Source organism: Micromonospora echinaurantiaca, assembly GCF_900090235.1.
In the GTDB taxonomy this organism is placed as follows: Bacteria; Actinomycetota; Actinomycetes; order Mycobacteriales; family Micromonosporaceae; genus Micromonospora; species Micromonospora echinaurantiaca.
Genome location: NZ_LT607750.1, coordinates 1,113,477 through 1,132,997 on the forward strand (window position 1 = coordinate 1,113,477; position 19,521 = coordinate 1,132,997).

Annotated in this window: 15 protein-coding genes; 10 read left to right on the forward strand and 5 right to left on the reverse strand. The window is 74.0% G+C overall.

Features of this window, described 5'->3' with window-relative positions:
• Positions 1-235: 235 nt before the first annotated feature.
• A complete protein-coding gene (locus tag GA0070609_RS05215) occupies positions 236-3,595 on the forward strand; it encodes an error-prone DNA polymerase (RefSeq protein WP_088992739.1) in 3,360 nt (1,119 codons plus the stop codon).
• Between the two features lie 10 nt (positions 3,596-3,605).
• Here GA0070609_RS05215 and GA0070609_RS05220 read toward each other — a convergent pair whose 3' ends face one another.
• Positions 3,606-4,325: a sulfite exporter TauE/SafE family protein gene (locus tag GA0070609_RS05220; RefSeq protein ID WP_157748063.1), complete on the reverse strand. Its 720-nt coding sequence runs from the start codon at positions 4,323-4,325 to the stop codon at positions 3,606-3,608.
• 164 nt (positions 4,326-4,489) lie between these two features.
• Here GA0070609_RS05220 and GA0070609_RS05225 point away from each other — a divergent pair, with 164 nt between their 5' ends.
• From GA0070609_RS05225 to GA0070609_RS05245, 6 genes are all read left to right on the forward strand, one after another.
• Entirely contained in the window at positions 4,490-5,842 is a 1,353-nt protein-coding gene (locus tag GA0070609_RS05225) for an extracellular solute-binding protein (RefSeq protein ID WP_088992740.1), read from the forward strand.
• Positions 5,843-5,850: 8 nt separating this feature from the next.
• Complete coding sequence (locus GA0070609_RS05230) at positions 5,851-6,804, forward strand: carbohydrate ABC transporter permease (protein WP_088992741.1); 954 nt, start codon at positions 5,851-5,853, stop codon at positions 6,802-6,804.
• A gap of 76 nt (positions 6,805-6,880) precedes the next feature.
• On the forward strand, positions 6,881-7,048 hold the full coding sequence (locus GA0070609_RS33515) for a hypothetical protein (protein ID WP_172899292.1): 168 nt from the start codon (positions 6,881-6,883) through the stop codon (positions 7,046-7,048).
• On the forward strand, positions 7,045-7,968 hold the full coding sequence (locus GA0070609_RS05235) for a carbohydrate ABC transporter permease (RefSeq protein WP_088992742.1): 924 nt from the start codon (positions 7,045-7,047) through the stop codon (positions 7,966-7,968). Before GA0070609_RS33515 ends, GA0070609_RS05235 begins: the two co-directional genes overlap by 4 nt.
• Before the next feature lie 9 nt (positions 7,969-7,977).
• Positions 7,978-8,745 (forward strand): methyltransferase domain-containing protein, encoded by a 768-nt coding sequence (locus GA0070609_RS05240; protein WP_088992743.1) that lies wholly within the window; start codon positions 7,978-7,980, stop codon positions 8,743-8,745.
• Positions 8,742-9,920, forward strand: a complete 1,179-nt coding sequence (locus tag GA0070609_RS05245; RefSeq protein ID WP_088992744.1) for an alkaline phosphatase family protein — start codon at positions 8,742-8,744, stop codon at positions 9,918-9,920. Before GA0070609_RS05240 ends, GA0070609_RS05245 begins: the two co-directional genes overlap by 4 nt.
• Positions 9,921-10,024: 104 nt before the next feature.
• Here GA0070609_RS05245 and GA0070609_RS05250 read toward each other — a convergent pair whose 3' ends face one another.
• Positions 10,025-10,591, reverse strand: coding sequence for a TetR/AcrR family transcriptional regulator (locus GA0070609_RS05250; RefSeq protein ID WP_088997512.1), 567 nt, complete (start codon positions 10,589-10,591; stop codon positions 10,025-10,027).
• Positions 10,592-10,674: 83 nt separating this feature from the next.
• Here GA0070609_RS05250 and GA0070609_RS05255 point away from each other — a divergent pair, with 83 nt between their 5' ends.
• From GA0070609_RS05255 to GA0070609_RS05265, 3 genes are all read left to right on the forward strand, one after another.
• Positions 10,675-12,207, forward strand: coding sequence for an MFS transporter (locus GA0070609_RS05255; protein ID WP_197700216.1), 1,533 nt, complete (start codon positions 10,675-10,677; stop codon positions 12,205-12,207).
• A gap of 88 nt (positions 12,208-12,295) precedes the next feature.
• Complete coding sequence (locus GA0070609_RS05260; RefSeq protein ID WP_088992746.1) at positions 12,296-13,555, forward strand: DNA polymerase IV; 1,260 nt, start codon at positions 12,296-12,298, stop codon at positions 13,553-13,555.
• A gap of 115 nt (positions 13,556-13,670) precedes the next feature.
• Positions 13,671-14,066, forward strand: coding sequence for a DUF3040 domain-containing protein (locus GA0070609_RS05265; protein WP_088992747.1), 396 nt, complete (start codon positions 13,671-13,673; stop codon positions 14,064-14,066).
• 412 nt (positions 14,067-14,478) lie between these two features.
• On the opposite strand, the gene GA0070609_RS05270 is transcribed toward GA0070609_RS05265, so the two are convergent.
• From GA0070609_RS05270 to GA0070609_RS05280, 3 genes are read right to left on the reverse strand one after another with little or no spacing between them, the layout of a single operon-like run.
• Positions 14,479-16,956, reverse strand: coding sequence for a transglutaminase TgpA family protein (locus tag GA0070609_RS05270; protein ID WP_088992748.1), 2,478 nt, complete (start codon positions 16,954-16,956; stop codon positions 14,479-14,481).
• A 16-nt stretch (positions 16,957-16,972) separates the two neighbouring features.
• Entirely contained in the window at positions 16,973-18,271 is a 1,299-nt protein-coding gene (locus GA0070609_RS05275; RefSeq protein ID WP_088992749.1) for a DUF58 domain-containing protein, read from the reverse strand.
• A 1-nt stretch (position 18,272) separates the two neighbouring features.
• Positions 18,273-19,325, reverse strand: a complete 1,053-nt coding sequence (locus tag GA0070609_RS05280; protein ID WP_088992750.1) for an AAA family ATPase — start codon at positions 19,323-19,325, stop codon at positions 18,273-18,275.
• Between the last annotated feature and the right edge of the window lie 196 nt (positions 19,326-19,521).

A 19,521-nucleotide genomic window follows, 5' to 3' on the forward strand; every position in this document is an offset into this window, starting at 1 on the left:
TGGGGCGGCGCCGGGCGGCGGTGCCGTCGGGTGGCGGTGGTCGGCCGGCCGATTCGCGGACGGAGCGCCCGGTGGCAAGCGGCCGGGCCGGTGGGAGCGGCCCACCGGTCCGCCCCGGTGGTGACCGGCGGGCCGGACCGAACTCGCCGATCGGGAGCTCGCCCCGGCGGAGCCGCCCGGCCGGCAGTGGCTGGGCCGGGAGCGGCTGGGCCGGGAACAGCCGGAGGGGGGCCGGGTGAGCTTCCACAACCCCAAGCTGCCCTGGTCCGAGCTGGAACGGGTGCTCTCCGGCCGGTCCGGCGGAGACCGGCCGGAGCGGCACCTGCACGTGGTGGACCCGCTGGCCGTCGACGCCGACGGCGGGGACTCGCCGGCCTGGACCCGCAAGCGGCAGCAGTACCAGCCACCCAAGCTGGCCCGCCCGGACGCCGCGGTGCCGTACGCCGAACTGCACGCGCACACCAACTTCAGCTTCCTCGACGGCGCCAGCCACCCCGAGGAGCTGGCCGAGGAGGCGACCCGGCTGGGGCTCACCGCGCTCGCCGTCACCGACCACGACGGCTTCTACGGCGTGGTGCGCTTCGCCGAGGCGGCCCGCGCGCTGCACCTGCCGACGATCTTCGGTGCCGAGTTGTCGCTCGGCCTGCCCGGTCCGCAGAACGGCGAGCCCGACCCGCTCGGCCGGCACCTGCTGGTGCTCGCCCACGGCCACGAGGGGTACGCCCGGCTGGCCGCCACCATCGCCCGGGCCCAGCTGCGCGGCGGGGAGAAGGGCCGCCCGGTCTACGGCGAGCTGGAGGAGGTGGCCGCCGAGCTGCGCGACCACGTGCTGGTGCTCACCGGCTGCCGCAAGGGCCACGTGCCGGCGGCGCTGCTCACCGAGGGGGTCGAGGCGGCCGCCCGCGAGCTGGACCGGCTGACCGCCCTGTTCGGCGCGGAGACGGTCGCGGTGGAACTCACCGACCACGGGCACCCGGTCGACGCCGACCGTAACGACGCGCTCGCCGACCTGGCCGCGGCGGCCGGCCTGCCCACCGTGGCCACCAACAACGTGCACTACGCCACCCCCGCCCGGCGCCGGCTGGCCACCACCGTCGCCGCCGTCCGGGCCCGGCGCAGCCTGGACGAGATCGACGGTTGGCTGCCCGCCGCCGCCACCGCCCACCTGCGCAGCGGCGCCGAGATGGCGGCCCGGTTCGCCGCGTACCCGGGTGCGGTGGCCCGGGCCGCCGAGTTCGGCGCCGAACTCGCCTTCGACCTCCAACTGGTCGCGCCGAAGCTGCCCGCGTACCCGGTGCCGCCGGGGCACACCGAGATGAGCTGGCTGCGCCACCTCACCTACGCCGGCGCCCAGGAGCGTTACGGCCCGCGCGCGGCGCACCCGAGGGCGTACGAGCAGCTCGAACACGAGCTGAACATGATCGAGGAGCTGGGCTTCCCCGGCTACTTCCTGGTGGTCTACGACATCGTCGCGTTCTGCCGGGAGCAGGACATCTACTGCCAGGGCCGGGGCTCGGCGGCGAACTCGGCGGTCTGCTACGCGCTGCGGATCACCAACGTCGACGCGGTCCGGCACCGGCTGCTCTTCGAGCGCTTCCTCGCCCCGGAGCGGGACGGCCCGCCGGACATCGACGTGGACATCGAGTCCGACCGGCGGGAGGAGGTCATCCAGCACGTGTACGCCCGCTACGGCCGGGAGCACACCGCCCAGGTCGCCAACGTCATCTCCTACCGGCCCCGCTCGGCGGTGCGGGACGTGGCCAAGGCGTTCGGCTTCTCGCCCGGGCAGCAGGACGCCTGGAGCAAGCAGATCGACCGCTGGGGCAGCGTCGCCGCGGTCGACGTGGAGGACATCCCCGAGCAGGTCGTCGCGTACGCGAACGAGCTGCAGACCTTTCCCCGGCACCTGGGCATCCACTCCGGCGGCATGGTGATCTGCGACCGGCCGGTGATCGAGGTCTGCCCGGTGGAGTGGGGCCGGATGCCCGGGCGCAGCGTGCTCCAGTGGGACAAGGACGACTGCGCCGCGGTCGGCCTGGTCAAGTTCGACCTGCTCGGGCTCGGCATGCTCTCCGCGCTGCACTACGGCTACGACATGATCGGCATGAGCCTGGACCTCGGCGACATGACGCTGGACGACCCGGAGGTCTACGACATGCTCTGCCGGGCCGACTCGGTCGGGGTGTTCCAGGTGGAGAGCCGGGCCCAGATGGCCACCCTGCCCCGGCTCAAGCCGCGGGTCTTCTACGACCTGGTGGTCGAGGTGGCGCTGATCCGCCCGGGCCCGATTCAGGGCGGTTCGGTGCACCCGTTCATCCGGCGCAAGAACGGCCAGGAGCCGGTGGAGTACGCCCACCCGCTGATGCGTAACGCGCTGGAGAAGACCCTCGGCGTGCCGCTGTTCCAGGAGCAGCTGATGCAGCTCGCCATCGACCTGGCCGGCTTCGACGCCGCCGAGGCCGACCAGTTGCGCCGGGCGATGGGGGCCAAGCGCTCGGCCGAGCGGATGGCCCGGATCGCCGACCGGCTCTACGCCGGGATGGCCGAGCGGGGCATCACCGGCGACCTCGCCGACGACGTCTACCGCAAGCTCTCCGCGTTCGCCAGCTACGGCTTCCCGGAGAGCCACGCGATGAGCTTCGCCTACCTGGTCTACGCCAGCTCCTGGCTCAAGCGCTACCACCCGGCCCCGTTCCTGGCCGCGCTGCTCAACGCCCAGCCGATGGGCTTCTACTCGCCGCAGACCCTGGTCGACGACGCCCGCCGGCACGGGGTGGAGGTACGCCGGCCGGACATCAACGCCAGCGGCGCCAAGGCGGTGCTGGAATCCACCCCGCAGACCCGGTGGGGCAGTGAGCCGGGGGAGCCGCCGCACGCCTGGGGGCTGGGCGGGCCGGCCGTCCGGCTGGGGCTGTCCAGCGTGCGTACCCTCGGCGACGAGGTGGCTGAGCGGATCGAGGCCGAGCGGACGGCGCACGGGCCGTACCGCGACATGCCGGACCTGGCCCGGCGCGTGGGTCTCACCGCCGCGCAGCTGGAGGCGCTGGCCACCGCGGACGCCTTCGCCTGCTTCGGGCTCACCCGGCGCCAGGCGCTCTGGGCCGCCGGGGCGGCGGCCCAGGACCGGCCCGGCCGGCTGCCCGGCACGGTCACCGGCGCCGCCGCGCCGACGCTGCCCGGCATGGAGGCGGTGGACCGGCTGGTCGCCGACGTCTGGGCCACCGGGCTGTCCCCGGAGACCCACCCGGCCAGCTTCATCCGCCCCCAGCTCGACGCCCTGGGCGCGGTGCCGATCGCCCGGCTCGGCCGGGTGGAGCCGGGCCAGCGGATCCGGGTCGGCGGGATCGTCACCCACCGGCAGCGCCCGGCGACGGCCGGCGGGGTCACCTTCCTCAACCTGGAGGACGAGACCGGCATGCTCAACGTCACCTGCTCGCCGGGGCTGTGGCAGCGCTACCGGCGGGTGGCCCGGACCAGCACCGGGCTGGTGGTGCGGGGCCGGTTGCAGCGGCACGAGGGCGTGCTCAACCTGGACGCCGACCGGCTGGACGCGATCGAGCCGCCGGTCAGCCCGGCCTCCCGCGACTTCCGCTGACCGGCCCGGCTCAGCCGGCCAGGCCGGCGAGCGCCGTGCCGGCGCTGCCGAGCAGCCCGATCAGCACGATCCGCCGGAACAGCAGCGGATCGATCCGGCGGAACAGCCGGTTCCCCAACCACCAGCCCAGCGGTACGGCGGGCAGCGCGATCAGGGCGGTCCGCGCCACGTCGAGGTGCAGCTGACCGGTCGCCGCGAACCCGGCCAGCCCCATCAGGCCGGTGCCGGAGAACGTGGCGGCCAGGGTGGCCCGGAAGGTGCGCGGATCGTAGCCGAGGGAGTGGAACGCGGCGACCAGCGGCGGCCCGTTGGTGCCGGTGGCGGCGGTGAGCACCCCGACGAGCACCCCGACGGCGCCGAGTCCGGCCCGGCCGGTGCGGAGCCGGACGCCGGACCAGACCAGGACGACGCAACCGAGCACCACCACCGCGATCAGCGCGCTGAGCGCGCGTTCCGGTGCCCGGGCGAGCACCAGCAGACCGAGCGGCAGGCCGAGCAGCGCGGCCCCGGTCAGCGTCGCGGCCACCCGCCACCGGGCGTACCCGCGTTCCCGGACGGCGGCCACCAGGGTCAGCCCGATGCCGGTGAGCGCCGAGAGCACCACCGCGGCGCGCGGATCGACCACGACGGTCAGCAGCGGCACGGTCACCAGCGCGTAGCCGAAACCGCTGACCGCCTGCGCGAAGGCACCGAGCAGCACGACGCCGAAGACGGTGAGCAGCAGGAGCACGGGACCAGCCTGACCAGCCCCTCGGCCGGGCCGGGCACCGACCGCTCCGGCGGAGATCCGCGCCACACGCCGATCCCGACGCCGCCGGGTTTGAAACGTCGGCGAACCGGAGAACTGCTGCTCCGCGCGGGCAGGGTGGCCCGTGCGGTCCCGGGGAGGAAACCATGTCACGGACACTGCGGGCGACCGCGCTCGCCGGAGTGCTCGCCCTGGCCGTCACCGGTTGCGGGGGAGTCGGCGGCGGCGATGACGACGGCGGGGGCGGCACCGCGACCAGCGGCACGCTGACCACCATGGGCTTCGGCCTCTCCGACGAGATCGCCACCACCCGGGTGGACGCCTTCAAGCGGGACCACCCCGGCGTCGACCTGAAGATCACCGAGGGTGCCTTCGACGAGCAGCAGTTCCTCTCCGCGGTCGCCTCGGGCAACCCGCCGGACCTGGTGTACATGGACCGCAAGCTGATCGGCACGTACGCCAAGCGCGGCTCCATCCAGCCGCTCACCGACTGCGTCGAGAAGCAGGGCATCGACCTGGCGCAGTACCGGCCGGCCGCGAAGGACCAGGTCACCCTCGACGGCACCGTGTACGGCATCCCGGAGTTCTCCAGCGTTCGGGTGGTCTACCTCAACGAGGCGCTGCTCCGGCAGGCCGGCCTGACCGTCGACGACGTCGACCTGGCCGACTGGGCGGCGCTGCCGGCGCTCAACGCGAAGCTCGCCAAGGTCTCCGGCAACCGGCTCTCCCGGATCGGCATCGACCCGAAGATCCCGGAGTTCCTGCCGATGTGGGCCAAGGCCAACGGCGCCGACATGATCTCGGCGGACGGGACGAAGGCGAACCTCACCGACCCGAAGGTGGTCGAGGCGCTCACCACCGGCCTACAGCTGATCCAGGACCAGGGCGGGTTCGGCAGGTTCAAGTCGTTCCGGGACACCTTCGACTTCTTCGGGGCGGAGAACCCGCTGACCAAGAGCCAGATCGTCGCCTGGCCGATGGAGGAGTGGTTCCTCAACCAGGCCGCCAAGAACAGCCCGAAGGCGGAACTGGTGGTCAAGCCGTTCGTCGACCGGCAGGGCAAGCCGCTGACCATGTCCTCCGGGCAGGCCTGGGTGATCACCAAGGGGGCGAAGAACCCGGACGCCGCGTGCGCGTTCGCCAAGCAGATGACCGCCACCGACACCTGGCTCGCCGCGGCGAAGGCCCGGGCCGACGCCCGCAAGGCCGCCGGCCAGCCGTTCACCGGCGTCTGGACCGGCAACCTCAACGCCGACAACAAGATCTTCGACGAGCTGTACCAGCCGACCGGCAACAAGCGGTTCGACGACGCGGTGGCCACCATCCGCTCGGTGCAGGACGCCGCCTTCGCCATGCCCGCCTCGCCGGCCGGGGCCGAGTTCGACAAGGCCTGGTACGACGCGGTGAACCGGGTGCTCGCCGGGCAGGCCCAGCCGGCCGAGGCGCTGGCCCGGGCCCAGCAGGAGGCCACCGCCGCGCTGGACGAGGCGTCGAAGTAGGCGCCGGGATGGCCAGCACCGCCACCGCTCCTCCCGTACCGGGCCGGCGCCGCCGTACGCCGCTGGCCCGGCGGGAGGCGCGCTGGGCGTACCTGTTCCTGGCGCCGTGGATCATCGGGTTCCTGGCGTTCACCGCCGGCCCGATGATCGCCAGCGCCTGGCTCAGCTTCACCGAGTACGACGTGATCAACCCGCCGGAGTACACCGGGCTGGACAACTACCGGGAGCTGATGGCCGACCAGCAGGTGGCCCGCAGTCTCGGCAACACCGTCTACTACACGGCGCTGCACGTGCCGCTGGTGATGGCCGTCTCGCTCGGGCTGGCGCTGCTGCTCAAGCGGGTGGGGCGGTGGCAGGGCTTCTTCCGTACCGTCTTCTACCTGCCGGTGATGACCCCGGCGGTGGCGGTCGGCATCCTGTTCCTGCTCCTGCTCAACACCCAGGACGGCCTGATCAACCGCGGGTTGGCGCTGGTCGGGATCGCGGGGCCGAGCTGGACCACCGACCCGGACTGGGTGATGCCCGGCATCGTGCTGATGAGCCTCTGGAGCCTCGGCTCCACCGTGATCATCTACCTCGCCGCGTTGCAGAACGTGCCGCGCGACCTGTACGAGGCGGCCAGCATCGACGGGGCCGGCGGCTGGGCCCGGTTCCGCCACGTCACGCTGCCGATGATCTCCGGTGCGCTGTTCTTCACGCTGATCGTCAACACGATCGCGTCGCTGCAGATGTTCACCGAGGTCTACACCATGTACTTCGGCAACCGGGAGACGCAGAACCGGTTCAACAGCGACGCGGCATCGTTCTACGTGATCCATTTGTTCCAGGAAGCGTTCCAGTTCCTGCACATGGGCTACGCCTCGGCCATGGCCTGGCTGCTCTTCGTGATCATCCTGGTGGTCACGTTGGTGCAGGTGAAGCTCAGCAACCGGTTCGTGTTCTACGAGGGGGAGGACCGATGAGCGAGCGAAGCGAGCGAATCATCAGGTTCAGGGCGATGGTGCCTCATGACGGCACGCAGCGGAGCGGAGTGCCGGCATGAGCGAGACGTACCACGAGGTGGCCAACAGCCGGCGGACCCGGCTGGCGGCCGACTGGCGCCCGCACCAGTGCGAGGCCCGGGAGTACCCGGTCACCGGCGGACCGGTGGCCAACGCCCGGCGCTCGCGGGTCGAGAAGGACCCCGAGGGCGGGGCGGAGTCGTGACCACCGCGGTCGAGCGGACCGCCGCCGCGCCGGTGCCCGCGGGCGGGCCGGCGCCGGCGGCGGCCCGCCGGCCGCCCGCCGAGGACGCCCGGCGGCCGCTCTGGCAGCGGGTGGCGTTCGTGGCGGCGCTCACCGGCGCGTCCGTGATCTTCATGCTGCCGTTCGTCTGGCTGGTCAGCGCCTCGCTGCGCCCCCGCGAGTACGTCTTCGCCCCCGGCTTCCTGCCGGTGCCCTTCGCCCCCGACAACTACGCCGAGGCATGGTCGGCGGCGCCGCTGCTGACCTGGCTGGTCAACAGCGTGGTGGTCGGCGTGGCCGCCGCCGCGGCGGTCACCATCTCCAGCGCCTGGGTGGCGTTCGGCTTCGCCTACTTCCGCTTCCCCGGCCGGGACCTGCTCTTCGGGCTGGTGCTGGCGACCATGATGCTGCCGTTCGCGGTGACCATGATCCCCACCTACCTGATCTGGTCCGAGCTGCGGCTGACCGACACCCAGGTGCCGCTCTGGGCCGGCAACCTGTTCGGCTCGGCGTTCTACATCTTCCTGCTGCGGCAGTTCCTGCTCTCGCTGCCCCGGGAGTACTTCGAGGCGGCCCGGGTGGACGGGGCGAGCTACCCGCAGCTGTTCTGGAAACTGGCGTTCCCGCTGATCCGCCCCGCGCTGCTGGTCGCCTTCGTCTTCGAGTTCAAGGCCAGCTGGACGGACCTGATGAAGCCGCTGATCTACCTGCGCAACGAGGAGCTGTTCACCCTGCCGCGCGGGCTGAAGGTGGTGCTGGACCGGTTCGGCTACGGCGGCGAGCAGCAGTGGGAGGTGGTGCTCGCCGGCAGCGTGCTCGCCACCGTCCCGATGATCATCCTGTTCTTCCTCGCCCAGCGGCACTTCGTCGAGGGGATCGCCACCACCGGCCGCAAGGGGTGACTGGCGCGGGTGACTAGGCTCGACCGGGTGGAGCAGACCCCAGGCCGGATCGCCGGGCCGCCGCTGACCCCCCGTACCGCCGTGATCTGGTCGGTGCTGCGCGCCGAGCTGGACCGTCGTGGCGACGCCGAACTGACCGTGCTCGACGTGGGCGGCGGCACCGGCGGGTTCGCCGTTCCGCTGGCCCAGGCCGGGCACCGGGTCACCGTGGTCGACGCCAGCCCGGACGCGCTCGCCGCGCTGACCCGCCGGGCCGCCGAGGCCGGGGTCGCCGGGCGGGTGCACGCCGTGCAGGGCGACGGGGACGCGCTCGCCGGGCTGGTCGAGCCGGCCGGGGCCGACCTGGTGCTCTGCCACGCCGTGCTGGAGGTGGTCGACGACCCCGCACCGGTGGTGGCCGCGCTGGCCACCGCGCTGCGCCCCGGCGGCGCCGCGAGCGTGCTGGTCGCCGGCCGGGCCGCCGCCGTGCTCGGCCGGGCGATGAACGGGCACCTGGACACCGCCGCCACGCTGGCCGCCGACCCGGCCGGCACCGCCGGGCCCCGGGACACCCTGCGCCGGCGCTACGACGCCGACGGCGCCGCCGCGCTGCTCGGCGCCGCCGGGCTGGTGGTCGAGGAGATCCACGGGGTACGCGTGCTCGCCGACCTGCTCCCCGCCGCCGTCGCCGACGGCCAGCCGGGCGCCCTGGTCGAGTTGGAGCGGACGCTCGCCGGGCGGTCGCCCTGGCGTGACCTGGCCGCCCAGCTGCATTTGTTCGCCCGCCGGCCGGCATGACCCGACCCGCCGCACCGGCCGGCGCGCCCGACCCGCTGGCGGTGGTCGCCCCGCGCTATGGCACCGGCAGCCTGGCCGACGTGCTGCCCAGCGCGCTGGCCGTGCTCGGCGTGCCCGGCGCCACCGACCCCCTCGGGCTCGCCGAGGCGCTGGCCGGGGTACGCCGGATCGCGGTGCTGCTGGTCGACGGGCTCGGCTGGTACCAGATCCCCACCGCCGCCCCGTACGCGCCGACGCTGGCCGGGCTGGCCGCGACCGCCGGTCGGCCGCTCACCTCGGGCTTCCCGTCCACCACGCCGACCAGCCTGGTGACCCTCGGCACCGGCGCCGCCCCCGGCGCGCACGGCGTGCTCGGCTTCACCGTCCGGGTGCCGGGCAGCGACCGGGTGCTCAACCACATCGAGTGGGCCGCCGACCCGGCTCCGCTGCGCTGGCAGCCGGTCCGTACCCAGTTGGAGCGGGCCCGGGCCGCCGGGGTCGCGGTGACCGTGGTGAGCCGGCCGGAGTTCGGCGGCAGCGGGCTCACCGTGGCCGCCAACCGCGGCGGCGACTACCGCGGCGCCGCCGGCGTCGACGCGCTCGCCGAGGAGATGCTGGCCGCGCTCGCCGCCGGCGCCGGGCCGACCCTGGTCTCCGGCTACCACCCCGACCTGGACCGGCACGGCCACCTCACCGGCGTCGACTCGATGCCCTGGCGGCACGCCGCCGCCGAGGTGGACGGGCTGCTCGCCCGGCTGGTGGACGGCCTGCCGGCGGACGCCGCGCTGCTGGTCACCGCCGATCACGGGCAGCTCGACGTGCCGGCCGGGCACCGCTTCGACCTGGACACCGACCCGCGGCTGCGGGCCGGGGTGCGGGTGGTCTCCGGCGAACCCCGGGTCCGCTACCTGCACGTCGCCCCCGGCGCCACCGACGACGTGGTGGGCGCCTGGTCGACGGTGCTCGGTGCCGCGGCCCGGGTACGGACCCGGGACGAGGTGGTGGCCGACGGCTGGTTCGGACCGGTGCCCGAGGAGCACCTGAGCCGGATCGGCGACGTGGTGGTGATCTGCAACGACACGTACGCGGTGATGGCCACCCGGTCGGAGAAGCCGCTGGCCTCCCGGCTGGTGGCCTACCACGGGGCGGACACCGCGGCGGAGATGACCATCCCGCTGCTGGTGGTCCGCGGCTGAGCGGGTCGGCGGCCGCCCGTCCCGCTCGGTGACGCGGTCACCGGCTGACCGAGCCCGGTCCCGCCGGCGACGCTGGTCGACGGCGGGCGGCCGGTGCGGTCCGGTCAGCGCCCGCTGAGCCCGCCGAGCGCCCGCGCGAGGTCGTCGGCGGTGGGTGCGGACGCGGGGTCGATCAGCCACTGGATCATGGCGCCGTTGACCATCGCCATGGCGAGTCCGCCGTAGGCGCGGGCCTGCTCCTCCGAGACCTCCGCCGGTGGGATGCCGAGCACCAGCGCGGCCAGGTCCCGCCGGCCGGCGGCGTAGCCGGCCACCAGCTGCGCCCGGACCTCGGGCGCGAACTCCGCCTGGGCGTACGCCTGCACGCTGGCCACCAGGATGGCCCGCTGCTCGGGGGCGGCCGCCAGCAGGCCGTCGACGAACCCACGCAGCCGGTCCAGCGGGGTGCCGCCGGCGTCCGGTACGACAGCCGCCGCGATGGCGTCGCCCCAGGCGTCGAAGGTCTCCATGACGGCGGCGTTCAGCAGGGCGTCCTTGCTGCCGAAGTGGTAACCGATGGAGCCGAGATGAGCACCCGCCGCCGCCACGATGTCGCGGGCCGTGGTGTGCGCGTAGCCCTTCTCCACCAGGCACTTCTTCGCCCCCGCCAGCAGGTCCTCGCGCTGTCCCATGCCGGCAGTGTAGTCCACCTCTTGAACATCCGTCTTGTACAGGTGTCTTGTACAAGCGTCTTGTACGAATGTACATTCGCCGCGTGACGACCACCATTCCCTCCCGTGCCCGGGGCCGCGACTGGGTCGGCCTCGCCGCCCTCGTCATTCCCGCCCTCCTCGCCTCCATGGACCTGTCCATCCTGTTCATGGCCGCGCCCCTGATCAGCGCCGAACTCGGCCCCACCGCCGGCCAACACCTGTGGATCGTGGACATCTACGGGTTCGTGATGGCCGGCCTGCTGGTGACCATGGGCAGCCTCGGCGACCGCATCGGGCGCCGCCGGCTGCTGCTCCTCGGCGCCGCCGCGTTCGGGGCGGCGTCGCTGCTGGCCGCCTTCGCCACCAGCGCGGAGCTGCTCATCGCCGCCCGCGCCCTGCTCGGTCTGGGCGGCGCCACCCTCGCCCCGTCGACCCTCGCCCTGATCCGCGGGATGTTCACCGACGAGAACCAACGCCGGACCGCGATCGGGATCTGGACGGCCGGCTTCACCGGCGGCATCGCGATCGGGCCGATCATCGGCGGCTTCCTGCTGGAGCGGTTCTGGTGGGGCTCGGTGTTCGTCGTCAACGTCCCGGTCATGCTGCTGCTGCTCGTCGTCGGGCCGCTGCTGCTGCCCGAGTCGAAGGATCCGAACCCGGGGCGGTTCGACCCGCTCAGCTCGCTGCTCAGCCTAGGCGCGGTCCTGCCGGTCATCTACGCGGTCAAGCACTTTGCCGAGGTGGGGGCGAACCCGTCCTCGCTGGTCGCCCTCCTCGCCGGGCTGGCGGTCGGCGCCCTCTTCGTACGCCGGCAGCGCCGCAGCGAGCGGCCCATGATCGACGTCCGGCTCTTCTCGACGGGCTCCTTCTCGGCGGCCATCGGTGCGAACACGGCGATCACCTTCGCCAGCGCGGGCATGGGCCTGCTCGCCGTCACGTTCATGCAGACGGTGCTCGGCCTCAGCCCGTTCGACGCCGCGCTCTGGACCCTGCCCACCATCCTGGGCAGCGTGGTCGGCGTCGCCCTCGCCTCCGCCCTCGCGCCGAGCATCCGGCCCGCGGTCCTCGTCAGCACCGGGCTCGTCCTCGCCGCCGCCGGCTTCCTGCTGGTCAGCACGATGCGGGTCGACTCGCCGGTCTGGTGGCTGGTCACCAGCTACGGACTGCTCACGCTCGGCGTCGGGATGACCAGCACGTTGGCGACCTCGCTCGTGCTCACCACGGCGCCGCCCGAGCGGGCGGGAGCCGCGTCGGCGCTCTCCGAGACGAGCACCGAGTTCGGTGGCGCGCTCGGCATCGCCGTGCTGGGCAGCATCGCCGCCGGCATCTACCGGGCCGAGATGGACGCCCAGACGCCGGCCGGCCTCGACGACGGGCTCGCCGGCGCGGCCGTCGACACCGTCGGCGGTGCCCTCGCCGCGGCCGGCGAGCTGCCGGCCGAGGTGGCCGGCGCGCTGCTCGACCGCGCCTTCGCCGCCTTCACCGACGGCTTCACGGTCACCGCCGTGGTCGGCGCGGCGATCCTCCTCGTCGGAGCGCTCGCCAGTGGCGTCGCCCTGCGTCGCGTACCCGCGGGAACGGCGTCGGCCGACTGAGGCCAACGGGACCGCCCGGACGGACCGGTGTCGCGTTGGCGCCGGACCGTCCGGGCGGAGTGTCGCAGGTGCCGGTTAGCCTGCGGCAATGGGTCGGAGTCAGTCGTTGCCGCGGGGCGGTGATCCCCGCTTCGGGCCGGACGCCGACGACTCCGGCTGCCCGATCCTGCACGTCGACATGGACGCCTTCTTCGCCTCGGTGGAGGTGCGCCGCCGGCCCGAGCTGCGTGGCCGGCCGGTGGTGGTCGGCGGGCTCGGCCCGCGCGGGGTGGTCAGCTCGGCCAGCTACGAGGCCCGGCGCTACGGCGTACGCAGCGCCATGCCCATCATGCGGGCCCGGGCGCTCTGCCCGGACGCGGTCTACCTCCCGCCCGACTTCACCCAGTACACGGCGGCCTCCCGGGCGGTCATGCAGATCTTCCGGGATTTCACCCCGCTGGTCGAGCCGCTCTCCCTGGACGAGGCGTTCCTCGACGTGGCCGGCGCCCGGCGGCTGTTCGGCCCCCCGGCCGCCATCGCCCGGCTGATCCGCGAGCGGGTCGCCGCCGAACAGGGGCTGACCTGCTCGGTCGGGGTGGCGCCGAGCAAGTTCGTGGCCAAGCTCGGCTCGACCCGGGCCAAGCCGGACGGCCTGCTCGTCGTACCGGCCGGGCGGGTGCTCGAATTCCTCCACCCGTTGCCGGTGGCGGCGCTGTGGGGCGTGGGGGAGCGGGCCGCCGAGGCGCTGCGCCGGCTCGGCCTGAACACCATCGGCGATCTCGCCGAGGCGCCGCTCGGCATGCTGCGCCGCGCGGTCGGTGAGGCCTCCGCCACGCACCTGCACGAGCTGGCCTGGGGCCGTGACCCGCGCCGGGTCAGCCCGGAGCACGTGGAGAAGTCGATCGGCGCGGAGGTGACCTTCGACGCCGACGTGGCCGATTCGCTGGAGATCCGGCGAGCCCTGCTCGCCCTGGCCGAGAAGGTGGGCGCCCGGCTGCGCCGGGCCGGTCAGGTGGGGCGGACGGTGTCGCTGAAGGTGCGGCTGACCGACTTCCGCACCGTCAACCGCTCCCGCACCCTCGCCGTGCCCACCGACACCGCCCGCGAGGTGTTCGACACAGTCTGGGCGCTCTACACCGCGCTCGATCCGGGCGACCGGATCCGCCTGGTCGGCGTCCGGGTCGAAGGGCTCGCCGGGGCGGCGGGCGCCCCGCGCCAGCTCACCCTCGGCGCGCCCGAGCGCGGCTGGCGGGAGGCGGAAGCTGCCGCCGACGCCGCGGCTGCCCGTTTCGGGCGGTCCGTCATAGGTCCGGCCAGTCTGCTCGGTGGCCGCGACGTGCGTCGAAATGAAAATCCCCGCCGGCCATAGGTCGTCCCGCTTTCCGACGCGCGACCCCCCTCGTAGACTTGCGGGTAAGCAGCCGGTTGGCTGCCACGGTCTGTCGGTCCGACCGGGCCGACCAACGTGACCGGGGAGGAGTGCCGTGCCGCTCTCGGAGCACGAGCAGCGGCTGTTCGAGCAGATCGAGCGGTCGCTTGCCGAGGACCCCAAATTCGCCTCGGCCGTGCGCGCCAGCGACCCGCGTTTCCACGCGCGGCGTCGCCTGCTCGTCGCTGCCGGCGTGATCATCGCTGGCCTGGCCCTGTTGGTCTACGGCGCGGTGATCAAGACTCCGCCGCTGGCGGTGGCGGGTTTCGTCGTCATGCTGGCCTCGGCCGCGTTCGCGGTGCAGTCGCACCGCCGAGCGCAGTCACCCGACCTGCACGTCGTGGGCGGTACGACGAGTCGTCGCCGTCCCCGCGGCCGTGCCGGTCGACGGCCGTCGATCCTGGATCGGCTGGAGGATCGGTGGCGGCAGCGCCCGGAGGGGCACCGCTGACGCCGACCCGCCGCTGAGGCGGGCACCCCCACCGCTCCAGGCGGATCGCCGGGACGTCCCGGCGACCTTTGACGTTCCTCCGCGCCCCGACCCGTCGACAGTCGGCACGCCGGCCGCCTCAGCAGGACCGCGAGGTCCAGCCAAGGGGCCGCCCCGCGCAACCCGCCCGCCGTCGCTCGGCCGACTGGCAGTCCCGTCGCGGCCCGTCCCGCCGGGCTCATTCCACCGGCGATGCGCGACGCGGCCCGCCGTCGCAGCGCAAGGTCGTGCTACTTCACGGATGTAGGGGTATCCCGCCGCGGGGAGACCACTACATCCAGGAAAGGGCGCGATCTTCGCGGTGGGCCAGCGGGCCTCGCGTTGGGCGTGGTCCGGATGGGCGGCGGGGCGACCGCCGCCCACCCGGCGTGGATCAGCGGGCCATCCGGCTGGCGAGCAGGCGGCGCGGGCTCCAGCGCAGCAGCCGGTAGCGGACCCGTCCCGTCGCCGTCACCAGGCGGGACGAGGTGTCCGCCGTGGCGAGCCGCCAGCGCAGCAGCACCGACGGCGGGAGCACCGCCGCCAGCAGCCGGGTACGCCGGTCGGCCTGCGCGGCGAGCGCGCCGCGTACCGACCGCAGGGCCGGGAGCAGCCGCTCGCCGGTGAGCGGGTCCCGCGCGTAGCGGGCACGTTCCTCCGCCCGCCCGAGCAGACGTACCGCCGTGACGGCCCCCGCGTCGGCGCTCAACGCCTCCCGGACCAGCCGGTCGGCGGTGGCCCGGGGGGTTTCGGTGCGGTCCACCCGGACCCGGTAGTCGACCAGCGTGTCGAGCAGTTCGTCCCAGGCCGCGTGGGCGTCCGCCCGGGCCCGGGCGGCGTCCACGCCGAGCACGACCATCCGCGGCCCGTCGGCGGGCGCGTCGCCGCCCGCCGACCGCACCGTCGCCGGGGCGGCAGCCGTCGCGACGCTGCGCCGCCGGCGTAGCGCCAGCCGGCGCAGCGCCGGCAGGGCGAGCAGGGCGAGCAGGGCCAGCGCGCCGCCCGCCCACCAGGGCCAGACCGGGGCCTGCTCGGCCGGGGCGGTGCCGCCCAGCGCCAGGCCGGAGTCCGGGTCCTCCTCCGGGGAGTCCGGGCCCTGCGGGCCGGCCGATGCCTCCGTGTCGCCCGGCGCGCTGGTGCTGCCCGGCGCGGGGTTCGACTCCTCGGGAGCGTCGATGTCCGGCGCCCAGGCCGAGCGGGTCGACCCCGCCACGCCGTACGCCGGGGTGGCGTCGAACGGCACCCACCCCATCTGGTCGAAGTAGACCTCGGTCCAGGCGTGCAGGTTCCGGTTGGTCAGCGTGTACGTGTCGCCGGACCGGTTGCTGCCGTTGGTGAAGCCGAACGCCACCCGGGCCGGGATGCCGGCGGCCCGGACCAGCCAGGCCATCGCGGCGGCGTACTGCTGGCAGTAGCCGGCCTTGTTGGTGAGGAAGTCGAGGATGTCCTGGCCACTGGTGCCGGTCTCGGTGCTCAGCCGGTAGACGAAGCCGTTGTCCGCCGAGAAGTAGTCGTAGATCGCCCGGACCTTGTCGTACTCGGTGTTCGCGCCGCGGATCAGCCGCTCGACCAGCGCGTCGACCTCGGGCACGTCCGGCTTGATCGTGTAGTGGACCCGCGCCGGGTGGGAGGACCCCAGCTCTCGCGCCTGCCGCAGCACGCTCGGTGTGTAGGTCAGCCGGACGTACTCGAACGAGTACTTCTTGCCGCGCGCGGACTCCCGGCCGGAGAAGACGATCTGGCGATCGGCGTCGTAGAGCCACCGGTCGTTCAGGTCCTCCGTGCGGACCGGCTGGGCGTAGACCGGCAGCAGCGGCATGTCGAGGTTGTCGGTCACCTCGACGGTGGCCCGGTAGCGGTTCTGCCCGACACCCGACCGGAGGTCCCGCGTCGGGTCCGGCAGGTCCCGGTTGGCCGCCCGGCCGCTGGGATCGTTGACCCGGAAGCCGTCGTTGCTCAGCCGGTCGGCCACCCCGAAGCGCAGGTAGAACGGCTGCTGCTCGTTGGTGGTGACCTTCACCAGGTCGGCGACCTCGGACTGGTTCAGCTGCCCGCTCAGCGCCGCGAACAGGTTGATCCGGCCGGGATTGGTGCCGACCCCCGGCCGGCCGGTGCCGGTGCCGTTGCCGGCGCCGGTGCCGAGGGTGTCCAGCAGCCCGCCGGTCATCCCCGGCACGGCCAACGGCAGCACCACCGCCAGCGCCACGCCGAGCACCGCGAGCCGCCGGCCGGCGGCGGCCAGCGGGCTGGACTCCCAGACGTCCACGTCCCGGCCGTCGCCGGTGAACCGGCGGCCGAACCGGCGTACCCGGTCCACGTTGTCGGTGACCAGCAGCCAGAGGTAGCCGGCGGCGCCGACGACGAACGGCACCGGCGGGACACTGTCCACGTAGACCGCCACCGGCACCGAGTAGATGGCGAGCATCGGCAGCCCGGCCAGCGCCGGACGGCGCAGCCCGACGGCGAGCACGTCGACCACCACGGCCACCCCGCCGATGCCGAGCACGGTGAGGAAGAGCAGCGGGTCGGTGTCCGGGACCTTCACGCCGTACGAGCGCATGTCCTGCATCGAGGCGGACAGCAGGTCGGCGAAGTGCCCGAAGGTGGCCGGGGTCGGGATGAAGGCGACCAGTTCGGTGCCGCCCGGGAAGAGCCAGGTCAGGGCCAGCGTCAGGCCGGCCACCATGGCCACCACCTGGGCCCAGAGCGGGAACCGGGCCAACCGGGCCAGCGCGGCCACGGCGGCCACCACCGCCACCGCGATGGTGGCCTGGATCAGCCACGTCCAGCGTTCGAAGATGGCCGACAGCGGCGCGGCGGCGAGCAGCGTCGCCGCCGCGGCGACGAAGCCCAGGTTCCGGTGGGCGATCATGAGGGGAGCCTTCCGTTCATCGCATGCCGCCGGCCACCGTCTCGGCCAGCGCCGCCCGCAACGCGAAACCCTGCGAGCCCCGGGCCGCCTGCGGCCAGAGCGCCGGCAGCCGGCCGCCGTGGTCGACGCCGATCACCCGCCAGCCGCTCTGCAGCAGCGCCAGCGCGGCGGCGCCGTGCGCCTGGTCGGCCTCGGCCCGGGCCTTCTCCGGCAGGTTGAGCCAGGTGGAGCTGTGCAGCAGGAAGCCCACGCAGGTGGCGCCGTTGCCGCGCAGCCCGGCCAGCAGTTCGGCCTCGGCGGTGCTCAGCGAACCGAACAGGCCGATGATCAGGCCGCCGTCCGAGCGCTGCCGTACCCGCTGCACCAGCGTGGTGAGCTCGACGTTCTTGTCCAGCCGGACCTCGGCGAGGTGGTCCAGCAGCAGGCCGTCGCCGCTCACCTCGGAGGCGTCCACGTCCGCCCCCGAGCCGGTGACCAGGCGCAGCTTGTAGCCGGCCTGGCGCAGGTGCACAGCGATGCTCGCGGCGGCCGAGACCGCCCACTCGAAGCTGGCCGTCGGGCCGTCGCCGCGGTGGCCGTACGCCCGGGTGTCCAGCACCACGGTGGCGCGGCTCTCCCAGGGCTGCTCCTCCCGCCGCACCATCAGCTCGCCGGTGCGCGCGGTCGACTTCCAGTGCACCCGGCGCAGGTCGTCGCCCATCCGGTACTCGCGGGTGGCGGCGTCGTCCTCGCCGTGCACGGCCACCGACCGGGCCCGGCTGTCGCCGCTGCCGGCGTACTCGCCGGGCAGCCGCACCGAGGGCAACGGGGTGACCTGCGGGATGACGGTCAGGTGGTCGGTGCTCGGGAAGGCACGGCTGAGCTCGCACAACCCGAACGGGTCGGTCATCCGGACCACCAGCGGCCCCACCTCGTACCGGCCGCGCACGTCCGCCCGCACGGTGTACGCCACCGAGCTGGCCTGGTGCGCGCCGAGCCGCTCCAGCACCACCCGCGGCCGGCTGCCCAGCGCGTACGGCAGCCGGTCCTCCAGCAGCAGCGTGCCGGTCGGCAGGCGGGACATGTTCTGCAGCCGCAGCACCACCCGCGAGCTGGCCCCGACCGGCACCCGGTGCGGGTCCAGCGACCGGTTGCAGGCCAGCTTGTAGCGGCTGCGCCCGACGTAGGCCGCGGCGAGCAGCGGCAGGATGGCGAGCAGCACGGCGACCCGGAGCAGGTCCTTCTCGCCGAGGATCGCCGACGAGATCGCGGCGGCGACCGCGGCCGCCAGGAACGAGCGGCCCCGGGTGGTCAGCCCGCGCAGCCCTTCGCGCACCTCACGGCCTCCGCGGCTCGTACGGCGGCCGGCCGTGGCCCTGGCCGGGCCGGGTGTCGTAGGGGGAGCGCTTGCGGTCGTGCGGCAGCGGCAGCCGGTGCACCAGCTCGGCGACGATGGCGTCGGTGGTGCGGCGGGCCAGCTGGGCGTCGGCGGTGGGGATGATCCGGTGCGCCAGCACCGGCACGGCGAGCACCTGGAGGTCGTCGGGGAGGACGTAGTCACGCCCCTCCAGGGCGGCCACCGCGCGGGCGGTGCGCAACAGCTGGAGGGTGGCCCGCGGCGAGGCGCCCAGCCGCAGGTCGGGAGCCTCGCGGGTGGCGGTGACCAGGTCGATCGCGTACTGCTTGACGGCGTCGGCGACGTGCACCTGGCGGACGTGCCCGATCAGCCGGCGCACGGTGTTGGCGTCGGAGACCGGCCGCAGGTCGGTGAGCGGGTCGGTGGCGCCGTGCCCGTCCAGCATCGCCAGCTCGGCGCCCGGGTCGGGGTAGCCCATCGCGATCCGGGCGGTGAACCGGTCGCGCTGTGCCTCGGGCAGCGGGTAGGTCCCCTCCATCTCGATCGGGTTCTGGGTGGCGATGACCATGAACGGCGTCTGCAGCTGGTAGGTCACGCCGTCGACGGTGACCTGCCGCTCCTCCATGCACTCCAGCAGCGCCGACTGGGTCTTCGGCGAGGCACGGTTGATCTCGTCGCCGACCACCAGGTTGGCGAAGACGGCGCCCGGGCGGAACTCGAAGTCGTGCGTCTCCTGGTTGTAGACGCTGACCCCGGTCACGTCGCTGGGCAGCAGGTCGGGGGTGAACTGGATGCGGCGCACCGAGCAGTCGATCGACCGGGCCATCGCCTTGGCCAGCTTCGTCTTGCCGACGCCCGGAACGTCCTCGATGAGCAGGTGGCCCTCGGCCAACAGGACCGCCAGGGCGAGCCGCACGGTGGCGGTCTTGCCCTCGATGACCTGCTCGATGTTCGAGACGATGGCTTCGCTGGCGGCGCGGAACTCGTCGTGCGGCAGCAGACCGCCCACCTCGTCCCAGGTCTGTTGTGTCACGGGCCTCCTCCTCGTCGCCGATCACGGCAGCTCTGTATAGAGCACCTGGACCCGCCGTTGGGTTCGCGACGCCGAGCCTCGTCTGCCGCAGAAATCTCACTGGCCTCTCAGGCTAACCATGTTTGTCGTGATCGCCGACCCCCGCAGGTGGACCGCCGGTTACGCCCCGAATATTCGCCGGGACGGGGGACGCGCG

What these genes read in the sequence shown, in the direction of transcription:
- GA0070609_RS05270 (WP_088992748.1), bottom strand. Translation starts at nt 16,956, where the DNA reads ATGATCGCCCACCGGAACCTGGGCTTCGTCGCCGCGGCGGCGACGCTG.
- GA0070609_RS05245 (WP_088992744.1), top strand. Translation starts at nt 8,742, where the DNA reads ATGACCCGACCCGCCGCACCGGCCGGCGCGCCCGACCCGCTGGCGGTG.
- GA0070609_RS33515 (WP_172899292.1), top strand. Translation starts at nt 6,881, where the DNA reads ATGAGCGAGACGTACCACGAGGTGGCCAACAGCCGGCGGACCCGGCTG.
- GA0070609_RS05260 (WP_088992746.1), top strand. Translation starts at nt 12,296, where the DNA reads ATGGGTCGGAGTCAGTCGTTGCCGCGGGGCGGTGATCCCCGCTTCGGG.
- GA0070609_RS05250 (WP_088997512.1), bottom strand. Translation starts at nt 10,591, where the DNA reads ATGGGACAGCGCGAGGACCTGCTGGCGGGGGCGAAGAAGTGCCTGGTG.
- GA0070609_RS05230 (WP_088992741.1), top strand. Translation starts at nt 5,851, where the DNA reads ATGGCCAGCACCGCCACCGCTCCTCCCGTACCGGGCCGGCGCCGCCGT.
- GA0070609_RS05225 (WP_088992740.1), top strand. Translation starts at nt 4,490, where the DNA reads ATGTCACGGACACTGCGGGCGACCGCGCTCGCCGGAGTGCTCGCCCTG.